Source organism: Sphingomonas sp. JC676 (assembly GCF_014489075.1).
Taxonomy (GTDB): Bacteria; Pseudomonadota; Alphaproteobacteria; order Sphingomonadales; family Sphingomonadaceae; genus Sphingomonas.
This window is the reverse complement of the sequence record NZ_JACTGR010000002.1, coordinates 654682-667275: the sequence shown is the minus strand read 5'-3', so window position 1 is coordinate 667275 and position 12594 is coordinate 654682. Positions and strand designations below refer to the sequence as shown.

The following is a 12594-nucleotide window of genomic DNA, read 5'->3' as shown; positions in this document are numbered from 1 at the left end:
GTTGACAAAGTTGACACCTGCAATGTGAAAAAAACCTCCCGGGCGATATCGCGCGCGTACATCCGCCCGTGCGGCTCGGCGAATGACGGAATCCGTGATGGAAAGCTGGCGCATCCTGCTCCTTGTGCCCGCGCTTTTCGAGCGGCGGGCGCGGATGAGGGAAGCAGGGGGAGTCCTACATTGCAAGAGGGCGTGGCGGTTTTGCGCCCGATGTTTGCCGTTTAGGACGCGCCTGGGCCAGAGCCTATAGGCCGAGGGCGGGTGCTCCGCTCTCGGCCTGAGGCTGAACGCGGCTTCCCGAGCTTCGCGCCGAAGAGCCGCCTGTCTGCAAGCGGCCAACGACGATCGTTCAGTCCGCCGCGGTCGTCAGGGCCGCTTGGCGACCAGCGTCCCCGTCGCGGTCAGCACGGTGCCGGCGCCGGGCGTGATCAGCGAGAAATGGCCGCCGACCTCTTCGGCCGCGGGACCGAAGAAATGGGCGTAGAGCCGACCGGTGGTGCCCGCCGTCCCGGTGATGTCGGCGGTTAGCACATTGCCGTAGCCGTCCTTGCCGGGAAAAGAGAGCTGGTTGAAGCTGTAGGTGCCAAGGTCGCTCGGCGCCGACGTGCGGCTATTGATGACGCCCAGCGCCATCGAGCCCGTGAAGCTTTGCGCGGCAAAGTCGGCGTCGATCCCGACCGTGCCGTTCAACGTGTAGCGGTCGGCAGTGCCCCCCGCGCCGATCGCGGAGCCGTAGACCACGCCGCGATACGCGCCGGTTCCGGTGCGCGGCACGTTGAGGGGGAGGGTCTCGATGCCGAAGACGCGCCAGGTATCGATCCGCCTGCCGTCGGGGATGACATAGGCCTCTTCCGCAAAGCTGAGATAGTTGAGCACCAACTCGGGGTTGCCGGGGCCGGAATTGTAGACGGTGAAGGTCCGGGTGAAGACCCCGTTGCCAGGGTATGGATACGGCAGCTCAACACGAAAGGTAGTGAACCGCGCGTCGCTCTCGGCCGCCACGCGCTCGCCGGGGCCGTATACGATGTTGCCGCCGACGTCATATGTCCGCGGGTCGGACTTGTAGCCCATACTGCTCTGGGAAAAGGGCGTCAGCGTCGCGTCGCGATACGTCCCGTCCGCGTTGGCGACATAGGCTGTTTCCGACGAATAATATTGGAACGACGTCGGTGCGAGCATCGACGTTAGCGTTTCCAGTACGGGCGCCGTGGTGCCGCGCCGCCCGATCAGCGTCCCCGCTCCCTGGCGCGAGCCACTCGCCCCGTCGGAGCCATAGAGATAGAAGCTTGCGGCGATCTCCTCGGTGCCCGGGCCATAAAAGGCGCCCTGGAGAGGGCCGGAATATTTCGGGTAATTTCCTATCTCTATCGAGCCCATCAGGGCGTTGGCACCGGACGCGAGCAAGCCGCTGCCGCGCAACTGGTCATAGTAGATCCACTGATATTCCCCACTATGGGGCTGATTCACGCGCTGGCGGGTCACGCCAGACAAGACCCAATCGCCCGTCGCGAAATTGGCCCGCAACACCCCCGCGCCGTCAAAGTCCATCCAATTCTGGTCGGTCGCATATTGCCCGTTCACCATGACCGCGAAGCTCGCACTGCCGTTGCGCGGGGTGGCCGCGTCCGGGCTGCGTACGCCATAGCTGAACGCGGCGAGGCGGGTGTTGTTCGCGCCGTTCACGGATTCGGTCCGGCGCCACAGGCCGGTGCCGGCGTAGCGGTAGGTCCAGTTCCCCGCATCGCCGGGCTGCGAAAGGAACAGCGTGTCCGTGACAGCTCCCTCGGCGCGGACATAGGGGCGGCCTCGCGGATCCGTCGTGGGCTGGATGTCGGCGGGGCGGAACAGCTGGTTTCGGCTGCCCTCCGTTACCGTGTAGCTGTGCGTGTCGGCGTCGTAATAGACTTTGACCGGTACCGTCTCGCCGGGAATCGGGCTGGTACCGCCGCCCGGATAGCTGGCGTTGGCCACCGCCCCGTACGTGGCAAAGGTTTCGCTGACGGTCAGCTCGGCGAGCGAGGGGTTGGTAGGCGTCGGTGTCGGCGTTGGCGTCGGAGTCGGAGTGGGTGTCGGAGTCGGAGTCGGAGTAGGGATCGGAGTGGGCGTCGGCGTCGGAGTGGGCGTAGGGGTCGGCGTCGGTGCGGCTACCGGCGGCGCCGGTGTGGAGGCGATCCCGCCGCCCCCGCCCCCGCAGCTCGCAACGAGCGGCAGCACCGAGCAAGCTGATAACCATATATATGCGCGCATGTTCTGAATCCCCCCCGCCCTTCGTGTGGCACAGGTGATGCCCTCGGGCAATATAGCGCGCGTTTCTCCGAGGCTTGCGCCCCGAACTTACGTGATCTTCCGGTTGTTCTGCGGAGGCGTGGCCCGCTCGCGCCGATCAAGATTCTCCCGCAACATGCTTAACCGCGAGGAGTTGGTGCTCCGCTCCCATCAACGCTGTGGTGCGCGATTGCCGCCGCATGGATCTTCTCCGAAGCGCTGCTGCTTTAGTCCAAAAGCGGATCGGTTACTCTCGGCCTGCTCTTGCTCAGCCCGCGGTTAGGGCTCTTTGCGAAGCCAGTAGGTGATGAAGCTGCCCCCGGTGAAGAGCTGGCCTCCGTTCTTGAATCCGAGCTTTCCCATCTCCTTGTCCAGCTCGCCGCCCTGCATTTCACTCATCGTCTCGTTGACCAGCTTTTCATCGCCCGTGGGCATCACGCCGGCGACCTCGCAGAGCGTCGCGCCGCAGGTCACCCGCACCGGGCGCGCCATGCGAGCGGCGTGTACCAGCCTTGCGTAGCGTGCGCGGAGCGCCTGCTCGCGCGGTGCGGCCCAGGCCGGGTCGCGCGTCTCGCCGCGCAGCTGCGCATAGAGGTTGCGCGTGTCCATCCGCGCGTCGGGAAAGGTGATGTTGAATTCGGCATCGCCGGGCACCTGCTGTGGCGCCGAAGCGGGGTTCGAGATCATGGCGAGCGCGGCGATGCCGCTGAGCAAGGTGAAACCCATCAGGACGGCTCCTCTGGTCTGCAGACCGCGGACACCTGTCACCGCGGCTTCCTGGCCCGGACCTGCCGCGACCGCCGCCGCTGCTGCCACCCCGATTTGCTTGTCCCGATTTTCTTGTGCCGCGAGCAGGCGCGCAAGCTCGCGGCTGCTGCCCACGCCGGTCTTGCGGCGGGCCTCGCGCAGCCGCTCGTTGACCGAGGTCACCGAGCGTCCGGTGATCTGTGCGATGCTCTTCGCGGTGTGACCCTGCGCGAGCAGGTCGAGCGCGGTGCGCTCGCCATGGTTCAGCGCTGAAAAGTCTGTCTCAGGCACGCGCCCCATCGGTGGCGACGGCTTCGTTGTAGCGGAGCGCCTTCAGCACCGTGTCGGTGATGTTCTCGGCGTTCAGGCCCGCCGCGGCATATTGCAGCTCGGGCTTGTCCTGGTCCTGGAACATGTCGGGCAGGCGCATCGTGCGCAGCTTGAGGCCGGCATCGATCAGACCCTGGTCGCTCGCCATGGTGAGGACGTGCGCGCCGAGGCCGCCGATCGAGCCTTCCTCGATCGTCACCGCGACCTCATGCGTGGTGAGCAGGCGACGGATCAGTTCCTCGTCGAGCGGCTTGGCGAAGCGCAGATCGGCGACGGTCGTCGACAGCCCCTTGGCCTCGAGCATGTCGGCGGCCTTGAGTGCCTCCGCCAGTCTGGTGCCCAAGGACAGGATCGCCACCGTCTTCCCTTCGCGTACCACCCGGCCCTTGCCGATCGCGAGCCGCTGCGGGATTTCCGGCAGCGCCACGCCCACGCCGTTGCCGCGCGGATAGCGCACCGCGATCGGGCCGTCGTCATGCAACGCCGCGGTGTGCGTCATATGGACTAGCTCCGCCTCGTCGGCGGCGGCCATCACAATAAAATTGGGGAGCGTCGCCAGATAGGTGATGTCGAAGCTGCCGGCATGGGTGGCGCCGTCGGCGCCGACCAGGCCCGCGCGATCGATCGCAAAGCGCACCGGCAGGTTCTGGATCGCGACGTCATGGACGACCTGATCATAGGCGCGCTGGAGGAAGGTCGAGTAGATCGCGCAAAACGGGCGCATGCCTTGCGCTGCAAGGCCGGCGGCGAAGGTGACCGCATGCTGCTCGGCGATGCCGACGTCGAAGGTGCGGTCCGGGAATGCCTTGGCGAAGCGGTCGAGCCCGGTGCCGCCCGGCATCGCCGCGGTGATCGCGACGATCCGTGGATCGCTCTCGGCGTCCTTGATCAGCTGATCGGCGAAGACGTTCTGATAAGCGGGCGGGCCCGGCGGGGCCTTGGCCTGGGCGCCGGTGATGACGTCGAACTTCTGGACACCATGATATTTGTCGTCCGCGGCCTCTGCGGGCGCATAGCCCTTGCCCTTCTTGGTCACGACATGGACGAGGATTGGGCCCTCCTCGGCATCGCGGACATTCTCCAGCACCGGGATCAGATGCTCGAGATTATGGCCGTCGATCGGGCCGACATAATAGAAGCCGAGTTCTTCGAAGAGCGTGCCGCCAGTCGCCATGCCGCGGGCATATTCCTCGGCCCGGCCGGCCGCCGCGGTCAGGCGGCGCGAGAGTTTCCGCGTCACGCGCTTGGCGAGGTTGCGCAGGCCCATATATTCGGACGACGAGATCAGCCGCGCGAGATAGGCGGACAGGCCGCCCACTGGCGGGGCGATCGACATGTCGTTGTCGTTGAGGATGACGACGAGGCGGTTGCCCGCCGCCGCGGCATTGTTCATCGCCTCATAGGCCATGCCCGCGCTCATCGCGCCGTCGCCTATCACCGCGATCGCCTTGCCGGGCTTGTCGCCGAGCTTGTTGGCGACCGCGAAGCCGAGCGCCGCCGAGATCGAGGTGGAGGAGTGCGCCGCGCCGAACGGGTCGTATTCGCTCTCGCTGCGCTTGGTGAAGCCTGAAAGGCCGCCACCCTGGCGCAGCGTGCGGATGCGGTCACGCCGCCCGGTCAGGATCTTGTGCGGATAGCATTGATGGCCGACGTCCCAGATCAGCCGATCGCCGGGCGTTTCGAACACGTAATGAATCGCCACCGTCAGCTCGACGACGCCCAGTCCAGAGCCAAGATGGCCGCCGGTCGTACCGACGGCGCTGATCGTCTCGAGGCGCAGCTCGTCGGCAAGTTGCCGGAGCTGTTGCGGCTTGAGCTTGCGAAGGTCTTGAGGCGTGTCGACCGAGTCGAGCAACGGCGTCTTGGGTAGATCGGCCATAGCGCCTGTTAACCCAGAGCGAGGCGCAAGTCGAACGGTCAAATCCGGGTTTTTACATGCACTTCCGGTGCAGAAGCGGCCCGCTCACTCGCAATCGGAGCACTTGCCCCGGACTTCGATCACGGGGCGAACCGGCGAGAATCCGGCGCTTTTCGCGGCCGAGCGGACAGTCTTGGTGATCGAATCGTCGTCGATATGCGTGGTCTGGCCGCAAGTGTCGCAAACCAGAAAGATGCAGTCGTGCAGGCAGTCCGGGTGGGTGTTCGCCATATAGGCGTTGGCGCTCTCGACCCGGCGCGCCAGGTTCGACCCGACGAACAGGTCAAGGATGCGATAGACGCTGTTGGCGGCGACTCGGCGGCCCTCCGCCTTCGACACCGCCTCGGCGATGTCGTAGGCCGATGCCGGCTTGTCGAACCCGGCCAGCGCTTCGAACACGCGCTCGCGCATCGCCGTCCATTGCTCGCCGGACTTCTCCAGCGTGGTCTGGGCGGCACGAGTCAGGTCGTTGCCGTGGTGCTCATGATGTTCGTGCGCATGCATATCAGGGATTTAGGCCCGGCAAGGCCCCGGGACAAGGTGCGCATTGGGGCGCGTCAATAGGTCGCGCGGCGATTGAGGTCGTGGCCGAGCGCAACGAGCGAGACGCCTACCAACGTCCAGAAGATCTCGAAATTGCCATGCGGCAGCGACAGCGCGCCGGCCATGATACCGAGCCCGAACGCGCCGACCACCGCGGGCATCATATAGCCGTGCGTGGCGATGCCGCGGCCGAGCGCGATCACGCCCATGCCGATCGCCAGCGTGAGCCCGACCTCGTGGATCGCGGGATTGAGCAGGCCGCCTGCGGAGGAAATGACGGTGAGCAGGACGGTGGTCGCGACACAATGTACCAGGCACAATCCGCTGATCCCCATCGCAATGCGATCGAAGCGCGAATCGATACCTTCCCAGAAACGGGCGATCGGGAGACTCACCAACATGAGCGCGATATAGACCCGCAAAGGTAAAGGTACAACATATCATCGACGCATTATTGCGTCCGGTGTTTCAGCCGAACAGGCCGTGCGCCTTGGCCCAGCCATGGAAGAGCTCTGGCCAGATCGCGACCGGTTTGCCGACGGCGCCGCGCAGGCCGAAGCCATGGCCGCCTTTCTCGAAGATGTGCGTCTCGACCGGCACGCCGGCCTTTTTGAGCACGGCACGCAAGAGGATGGTGTTTTCCACCGGCACGACATCGTCGTCCTCGGCATGCAGCAGGAAACAGGGCGGGGTGACGCGACTCACCTGGCGATCGGGAGAATGCTCGGCCTCGAGTTCGGGCCCGGGGTTCTTGCCGATCAGCTTCTCGCGCGAACCGGCATGGGCGAAGGCGGGGTCCATCGTCACCACCGGATAGACCGGCGCGGCGAGCATCGGGCGCGCCGAGCCCTCGTCCGCCGCGTCGACGGGATCGTAGACCTTGCGATCGAAGCGAGTCGCCAGATCGGCGCAGAGATGCCCGCCGGCCGAGAACCCCATCGCGGCGACGCGCAGGGGATCGACCTGCCATTTCGCCGCCTGTGCGCGAATCAGCCGCATCGCGCGCTGAGCGTCGGCGAGCGGCGCGTTGGGCGCATCCCTCCAGCCTTCGGCGGGCAGGCGATAGAAGAGTACGAAGCACGTCACGCCGCGCGCGGTGAGCAGAGCGGCGAGCTCATAGCCTTCCTTGTCGAGCACGACGCGCTCATAGCCGCCGCCGGGGATGAGCAGCAGCGCAGCGCCGTTGGGCTTGGCGGCGCGGAATATGTCGAGGCGCGGAGTGCGGATGCGATCGAGCGCGCGGTCGGCGATCGCCGGATCCTTGCTGCGTTCGGTCAGCCGCTCGTGGAGGTCGGGATCGAGCAGGCCAGGCGCTTCGCCGGGCCATAGATTGATGCTGGCATCGGGCTTGATCGGCCCCACGGTGCCGCGCGCGTTCGCCGCGACGGGGAGGAGCGTGCCGGCGAGGCCGGCGGCGAGCACATCACGGCGATCCATGGCGTAAGGTGTGCCGCGCGCTTCGCGCGTGCGCAAGGTTGCGATCCGAGGGGCTCGTGGCCGAGGGCCCTTGGGACGTAGGCCGAGTGACGCTCTAGGGTACGCCACCCGGCCACGCCCGCTACTGCACTATGTAGTAGCTTTCCCTTACGTTTCCAGCGGGCCGCGGTGATTTTCCCCGATCGTGCGGCAGCTCGAGTCGTTTCATGCCGACGCTCCCAGATAATGCGCCTGCGCGGCGTCGGTGGCGTTGATCGCGAGCAGCGAGCGCGCCTCGGCGGCGGAGCGCAGCTTGCCGGTCCGGTCCGATGCCGCATCGAGCACGCGATCGAGCAGTATCTGGCCTTCCTCCCACCAGCCGATGCCGCTGGCGGCGTTCAGATGCCCTTGCGGACCCGCATCGATGAAGAAGCTGCCCCAGGTGTTGGCGAGCCCCCGCGCGCGCTCGGGTGCGATCCAGGGGTCGTCGCTGCTCGACACCAGGATCGAGGGGAAGGGCAGAAGCTTGCTCGGTGCGGGACGAAAGGCGCTCAGTTCCGAAGGCGCGCTGGAGCGATCGACGTCCGCCGGGGCCACCAGCAGCGCGCCGGCGACGGGCCAGCCGAACGGCTGCCCGGCAAGCTCGGCCCACCAGGCGACGGCGAGACAGCCCAGGCTGTGCGCGGCGAGCACCACTGGCGCCTGGGCCTGGCGAATCGCCTGATCGAGCTTGGTCACCCAGGCGTTGCGGTGTGGCGTGTCCCACATGCCGAGTTCGACTCGATGCGTGTCGGGGCGCGACTGTTCCCACAGGGTCTGCCAGTGCGACGGGCCAGATCCGCCCAGCCCCGGGACGGTGAGAATGATCGGCGATTGATCGTCGAGAGGAGAAAAGATCGTCATTTTTCCACTCCGGTGGAGGGGAGGCCGGAGCTTCGATTTAATTCCCACTGGATTGATAGGCAATAGGGTTGCGGCGGATCGAGGGGCGGTTGCGCCGGACTGAAAACGGCGCCTAAAGGAGCCCATGGCCAAGCTGCGCGCCGATCAGATTCTCGTCGATCGCGGGCTCGCCGAGAGCCGGACTCGGGCGCAGGCGCTCATTATGGCGGGTCTCGCCTTTGCCGGCGAGCGCAAGATCGACAAGCCGGGGCAGATGCTCGCCGAAGAGGCCGTGATCGAAGTGCGCGGGCGCGATCATCCCTGGGTCTCGCGGGGCGGGATCAAGCTGGCGCACGGACTCGACCATTTCGGCTGGGACGTGACCGGCGCGGTGGCGATCGACGTGGGCTCGTCCACCGGCGGGTTCACCGATGTGCTGCTCACCCGCGGCGCGGCGCGCGTCTATGCGGTGGACAGCGGCACCAACCAGCTCGCCTGGAAGCTGCGCCAGGATCCGCGGGTGATCGTCCACGAACAGACCAGCGCGCGCATCCTCACCGAGCAGCATATCCCCGAATCGGTCGACCTGATCGTCTGCGACGCGAGCTTTATCGGGCTCGCCAAGGTGCTCGACGTGCCGCTCGGCTTCGCCAAGCCGGACGGACGACTGCTTGCGCTGATCAAGCCGCAGTTCGAGGCGGGACGCAACGAGGTGGGCAAGGGCGGCGTGGTCCGCGATCCGGAAATCCATGCGCGGGTCTGCCGCGAAGTCGCGGAATGGCTGGAGTCGAGGGGTTGGGAGGTCGCCGGAATCGCGCAAAGCCCGATCACCGGACCCGAAGGCAATGTCGAGTTCCTCATTGCGGCGCAGCGAAAGAATGAAGCGGCCGCCCGGTAGCGCTTGCAACCGTAACATAAATCTTCCTAGTCTCGCGATTATCGGGGGCACGCCGCGTAACAACGCGCAAATCCGCTTGAAGCCCGTTGCCGCGTCGCGGCACGGGGCCTGCAGGCGGAAAGGGGAGCATCAGGTTGAGCGAGATCGCATCCAAGGGCCAGTTGCGGCTGGCTTATCTGCGTTGGGCTATTTTCACCGTACCGCTGATCCTCCTGCTCGGTTTTCTCTCCGCCCGCCTGGTGCCCAGCGGCGACCAGAATCCCTGGTATCTGTGGCTGGTGAAGCCCGAAGGCATGCCGCCGGGCTGGGCGTTCCCGCTCGCCTGGTCGATTCTCTACGTGCTGCTCGGCCTGGCGCTGGCGATGGTGATCAACGCGCGCGGATCGCGGATGCGGACGCCGGCGATCGTGCTGTTCGTGATCCAGATGGCGCTGAACCTCGCCTGGTCGCCGGTGTTCTTCGGCCTGCACGAGGTCAGGACGGCGCTGATCATCATCGGCGTGCTGTTCGGCCTGGCGCTGGTCACCACCTTCCTGTTCGGCAAGGTGCGCACCGGCGCGGCGATCTTGCTGGTGCCGTATTTGGCTTGGATATGCTATGCAGGCTTCCTGCTTTACCGGATCAACGAGCTGAATCCGGACGCGTCGAGGATTGTACCGGCGCGGTCGAGCAACCAAATCCAGATTATCTGAAGACTGTGGGAATTTTGAAATGCAGACCGACAACCGCCTGTTCGACGATTTCGTGAAGTTCGTGAACGGCGCGGCAGGCACCGTCGCAGGGATGGCGCGCGAAGGCGAGGCCGCTGCGCGCGAGCGCGCCAAGACCTGGATCGGCGGGCTCGATTTCGTCAGCCGCGACGAGTTCGACGCGATCAAGGCGATGGCGGCGGCCGCGCGCGACGAGAATGATGCGCTGAAGGTGCGGATCGAAGCGCTCGAGGCACAGATTGGCGGAGCGAGGCCCGCCCCCAAGGCTGCCAAGCCCAAGAAGCCGCAGGGCGACGCTTGAGTATTACGGTAAACCGCTTGTCCACAGCTTTTCGACAGGGTTGCGCACGCCGCGCTTGTGCGTCTCCGGCGCCATTGGCAGGACTTGGCATGTCCCGTCCTGCCGAGTGGAGGTATTGATGCTCGACGAAGCGGAATACGACCGCGACGAAGCCGCTGCTCCGATCGACATGCTGGAAAGCTATTTCGCGGCGCATGGCTGGAGCTTCGAGCGCGAGGACGACGAGATCGTCGCCAAGGTCAAGGGCAGCTGGACCCAGTATGAGCTGCGCGCGATCTGGCGCGAGGAAGACGGCGTGCTCCAGTTCCTGGCGTTCCCGGACGTGCGGGTGCCCGACGAGCGCCGTGTTTCGGTCTATGAGGCGATCGGGCTGGTCAACGAGCAGCTCTGGATCGGCCATTTCGAATTATGGTCGCAGAGCGGCATCCTGTTGTTCCGCCACGCCGCGATGATCGACACCAATGGCGATGCGACCTTGACGCTCAGCCAGGCCGAGCTGCTGGTCGAAAGCGCGATCGACGAGTGCGAGCGCTTCTATCCGGTGTTCCAGTTCGTGCTGTGGGGCGGCAAGACGCCCGCCGATGCGCTGGCCTCCGCGCTGATCGAGACACAAGGCGAGGCATGAGCACGCCCGGGCCGCTCAGGCTCTGGCTGGTCGGCTGCGGGAACATGGCCGGAGCAATGCTCCGCCGCTGGATCGAAAGCGGCGCGGTCGCCGCAGAGAACGTCTTCGTCGTCAATCGTCACGATCGCGAACTGCCAGCGGGCGTCCGGCAGGGCAGGGCGTTTCCCGACGAGCCCCCGCCCGATTTGATCCAGCTCGGCATGAAGCCGCAGCAGATCGACGAGATCCCGCCGCTTCCGGCGGGCGAATATGGCGTGATCTCTATCCTCGCCGGCGCCGATGTCGCGACGCTTGAGGGGCGCTTCCCCGGCCATCCGATGGTGCGCGCCATGCCCAATTTGCCGGTCGCGCTCGGCAAGGGCGTCGTCGCGCTCCACGGTGCGCGTATACCCGGTATCGACGATCTGATGGCACCGCTCGGCCTCGTCGAATGGATCGACGACGAGGGCCTGTTCGACAGAGGAACCGTGCTCTCCGGCTGCGGCCCCGCCTTTGTCTATCGCTTCATCGACGCGCTCGCGGAGGCTGGTACCGCTTTGGGCTTCCCGGCCGAGCAGGCACAAAGGCTCGCGATCGCGACGGTGGAAGGCGCGGGCCTGCTCGCCGCTGAGGCCGATGCACCGCCTTCGGTGCTCGCCGACCGCGTCGCCAGCCCCGGCGGATCGACGCGCCAGGGCCTCAACGTGCTCGACCATGACGATGCGCTCAAGGCATTGCTTGGCGAGACCCTTGCGGCCTCCGCGCGACGCACCGCCGAAATGGCCGCCGAAGCGCGGAAATAGCGCGAATTTCGGAACGCCCGCGTTCCCGAACGGTTGTGCAGCCGAACTCATTCGATGGAGACGGCCATGGCGACGACCAGCGCAACACGCGACAAGAACGGACGGTTCACCGGATTGAAAAAGACCGGCAATGGCGGCAATCTGGGCATGATCGCCGGGGCCGCCGCGGGCGGTGCCGCGCTGGGATTGCTCGCGATGTTCGGACGAAAGGCCGCCGTCCAGGCGCCAACCGTGCTCGCCGGCAATTGGGACGACGCGCTCGCGGCCGAGCATGTGGCGACACTGAAGGTGTTCGATTCGATCGAGATGACCGACGAGACCGCTTCAATGCGCCGCAACATGCTGCTCGCGCACCTCAAGCACGCACTGACCAAGCACGCGATCGAGGAAGAGAATGTCATCTATCCGGCGCTCCGCGAGGCCGGGCAGAAGGACGCGGCCGACGCGCTCAACAAGGACCATGGCTATGTGAAGCAGTATCTCTACGAGCTGGAGAATACGCCCACCGCATCGCCCGACTGGATCATGAAGGTCCGCCAGTTCCGCGCCGACATCGAGAAGCATATGCGCGAGGAGGAGACGCATCTGTTCCCGATGCTGCGTGCCCAGCTTTCCGAAGAGAAGAACAAGGCGCTGACGCTGGCGATGAACAAGGAAGGCTTCAAGGTGGCGTGAGTTACCGCCCGAGGGCGGCCACGCGATCGCGTTCCTCTTCGGGCATCAGCCCTTCGAGCACCGCCCAGAAGCCGCCCACGGCGCCCTGGCCCGCGCTCGAATAGGCCGTGGACATCTTCTCGCGCAGCGCGTCGAACAGCTCGGATTCGAGCGCGGCGCCCGCGGAGGTAAGCCGCAGCAGCCGCTGGCGCCGGTCCTTCGCGCCGGTGCGGGTCTCGACCAGGCCGCGATCCGAAAGCTCGCCCAGCACGCGGCCGAGCGACTGCTTGGTGATGCCGAGCAAAGCAAGCAGCTCGCTCACCGTCAGATCGGGCTTTCGCGCGATGAAATAGAGCGTGCGGTGGTGGGCGCGACCCAGTCCCTGGCGCGCCAGCCCGGCATCGATCGACCGCGTAAGATGGGCGTAACCGAAATAGAGCAGCTCGATGCCGCGACGTATTTCTGGCTCGCGCAGGAATAGCGGAGAGGCGGGAATTGGGGCAGCCATGTTGACGCTTTCTGC

Annotated in this window: 14 protein-coding genes; 6 read left to right on the top strand and 8 right to left on the bottom strand. The window is 66.0% G+C overall.

Annotation, left to right across the window (positions count from 1 at the left end; all coding sequences use genetic code 11):
• Window positions 1-366 precede the first annotated feature (366 nt).
• The 7 genes from IAG41_RS23540 to IAG41_RS09885 form a co-directional block, all read right to left on the bottom strand.
• The gene (locus IAG41_RS23540) at window positions 367-1071 is read right to left on the bottom strand and encodes a transferrin-binding protein-like solute binding protein (RefSeq protein ID WP_410468084.1); all 705 of its coding nucleotides are present in this window, start codon (window positions 1069-1071) and stop codon (window positions 367-369) included.
• A gap of 1473 nt (window positions 1072-2544) precedes the next feature.
• Window positions 2545-3303, bottom strand: a complete 759-nt coding sequence (locus IAG41_RS09910) for a helix-turn-helix transcriptional regulator (RefSeq protein ID WP_222950609.1) — start codon at window positions 3301-3303, stop codon at window positions 2545-2547.
• Window positions 3296-5221 carry a 1-deoxy-D-xylulose-5-phosphate synthase gene (gene dxs / locus IAG41_RS09905; protein WP_187728436.1) on the bottom strand — a complete coding sequence of 642 codons (1926 nt, stop codon included), beginning with the start codon at window positions 5219-5221 and terminating at the stop codon, window positions 3296-3298. Before dxs ends, IAG41_RS09910 begins: the two co-directional genes overlap by 8 nt.
• A gap of 84 nt (window positions 5222-5305) precedes the next feature.
• Complete coding sequence (locus IAG41_RS09900; protein ID WP_187728435.1) at window positions 5306-5764, bottom strand: Fur family transcriptional regulator; 459 nt, start codon at window positions 5762-5764, stop codon at window positions 5306-5308.
• Window positions 5765-5817: 53 nt separating this feature from the next.
• Window positions 5818-6204 carry a MerC domain-containing protein gene (locus tag IAG41_RS09895; RefSeq protein WP_187728434.1) on the bottom strand — a complete coding sequence of 129 codons (387 nt, stop codon included), beginning with the start codon at window positions 6202-6204 and terminating at the stop codon, window positions 5818-5820.
• A gap of 67 nt (window positions 6205-6271) precedes the next feature.
• On the bottom strand, window positions 6272-7276 hold the full coding sequence (locus IAG41_RS09890; RefSeq protein ID WP_262408568.1) for an alpha/beta hydrolase: 1005 nt from the start codon (window positions 7274-7276) through the stop codon (window positions 6272-6274).
• Window positions 7277-7444: 168 nt separating this feature from the next.
• Entirely contained in the window at window positions 7445-8122 is a 678-nt protein-coding gene (locus IAG41_RS09885) for an RBBP9/YdeN family alpha/beta hydrolase (RefSeq protein WP_187728433.1), read from the bottom strand.
• 124 nt (window positions 8123-8246) lie between these two features.
• Between IAG41_RS09885 and IAG41_RS09880 the strand changes: the two genes are divergently transcribed.
• From IAG41_RS09880 to IAG41_RS09855, 6 genes are all read left to right on the top strand, one after another.
• A complete protein-coding gene (locus IAG41_RS09880) occupies window positions 8247-8999 on the top strand; it encodes a TlyA family RNA methyltransferase (protein WP_187728432.1) in 753 nt (250 codons plus the stop codon).
• A 134-nt stretch (window positions 9000-9133) separates the two neighbouring features.
• On the top strand, window positions 9134-9691 hold the full coding sequence (locus tag IAG41_RS09875; protein ID WP_187728431.1) for a TspO/MBR family protein: 558 nt from the start codon (window positions 9134-9136) through the stop codon (window positions 9689-9691).
• 19 nt (window positions 9692-9710) lie between these two features.
• The gene (locus IAG41_RS09870; protein ID WP_187728430.1) at window positions 9711-10010 is read left to right on the top strand and encodes an accessory factor UbiK family protein; all 300 of its coding nucleotides are present in this window, start codon (window positions 9711-9713) and stop codon (window positions 10008-10010) included.
• Window positions 10011-10128: 118 nt separating this feature from the next.
• Window positions 10129-10635: a YbjN domain-containing protein gene (locus IAG41_RS09865; protein ID WP_187728429.1), complete on the top strand. Its 507-nt coding sequence runs from the start codon at window positions 10129-10131 to the stop codon at window positions 10633-10635.
• The gene (locus IAG41_RS09860; RefSeq protein ID WP_262408567.1) at window positions 10632-11417 is read left to right on the top strand and encodes a pyrroline-5-carboxylate reductase family protein; all 786 of its coding nucleotides are present in this window, start codon (window positions 10632-10634) and stop codon (window positions 11415-11417) included. Before IAG41_RS09865 ends, IAG41_RS09860 begins: the two co-directional genes overlap by 4 nt.
• A 66-nt stretch (window positions 11418-11483) precedes the next feature.
• Window positions 11484-12092, top strand: coding sequence for a hemerythrin domain-containing protein (locus IAG41_RS09855; protein ID WP_187728428.1), 609 nt, complete (start codon window positions 11484-11486; stop codon window positions 12090-12092).
• 1 nt (window position 12093) lies between these two features.
• Here IAG41_RS09855 and IAG41_RS09850 read toward each other — a convergent pair whose 3' ends face one another.
• Window positions 12094-12579, bottom strand: a complete 486-nt coding sequence (locus IAG41_RS09850; protein ID WP_187728427.1) for a MarR family winged helix-turn-helix transcriptional regulator — start codon at window positions 12577-12579, stop codon at window positions 12094-12096.
• Window positions 12580-12594: the final 15 nt, after the last annotated feature.

What these genes read in the sequence shown, in the direction of transcription:
- IAG41_RS23540 (WP_410468084.1), bottom strand. Translation starts at nt 1,071, where the DNA reads ATGGGCTACAAGTCCGACCCGCGGACATATGACGTCGGCGGCAACATC.
- dxs (WP_187728436.1), bottom strand. Translation starts at nt 5,221, where the DNA reads ATGGCCGATCTACCCAAGACGCCGTTGCTCGACTCGGTCGACACGCCT.
- IAG41_RS09900 (WP_187728435.1), bottom strand. Translation starts at nt 5,764, where the DNA reads ATGCATGCGCACGAACATCATGAGCACCACGGCAACGACCTGACTCGT.
- IAG41_RS09895 (WP_187728434.1), bottom strand. Translation starts at nt 6,204, where the DNA reads ATGTTGGTGAGTCTCCCGATCGCCCGTTTCTGGGAAGGTATCGATTCG.
- IAG41_RS09885 (WP_187728433.1), bottom strand. Translation starts at nt 8,122, where the DNA reads ATGACGATCTTTTCTCCTCTCGACGATCAATCGCCGATCATTCTCACC.
- IAG41_RS09880 (WP_187728432.1), top strand. Translation starts at nt 8,247, where the DNA reads ATGGCCAAGCTGCGCGCCGATCAGATTCTCGTCGATCGCGGGCTCGCC.
- IAG41_RS09870 (WP_187728430.1), top strand. Translation starts at nt 9,711, where the DNA reads ATGCAGACCGACAACCGCCTGTTCGACGATTTCGTGAAGTTCGTGAAC.
- IAG41_RS09865 (WP_187728429.1), top strand. Translation starts at nt 10,129, where the DNA reads ATGCTCGACGAAGCGGAATACGACCGCGACGAAGCCGCTGCTCCGATC.
- IAG41_RS09860 (WP_262408567.1), top strand. Translation starts at nt 10,632, where the DNA reads ATGAGCACGCCCGGGCCGCTCAGGCTCTGGCTGGTCGGCTGCGGGAAC.
- IAG41_RS09855 (WP_187728428.1), top strand. Translation starts at nt 11,484, where the DNA reads ATGGCGACGACCAGCGCAACACGCGACAAGAACGGACGGTTCACCGGA.
- IAG41_RS09850 (WP_187728427.1), bottom strand. Translation starts at nt 12,579, where the DNA reads ATGGCTGCCCCAATTCCCGCCTCTCCGCTATTCCTGCGCGAGCCAGAA.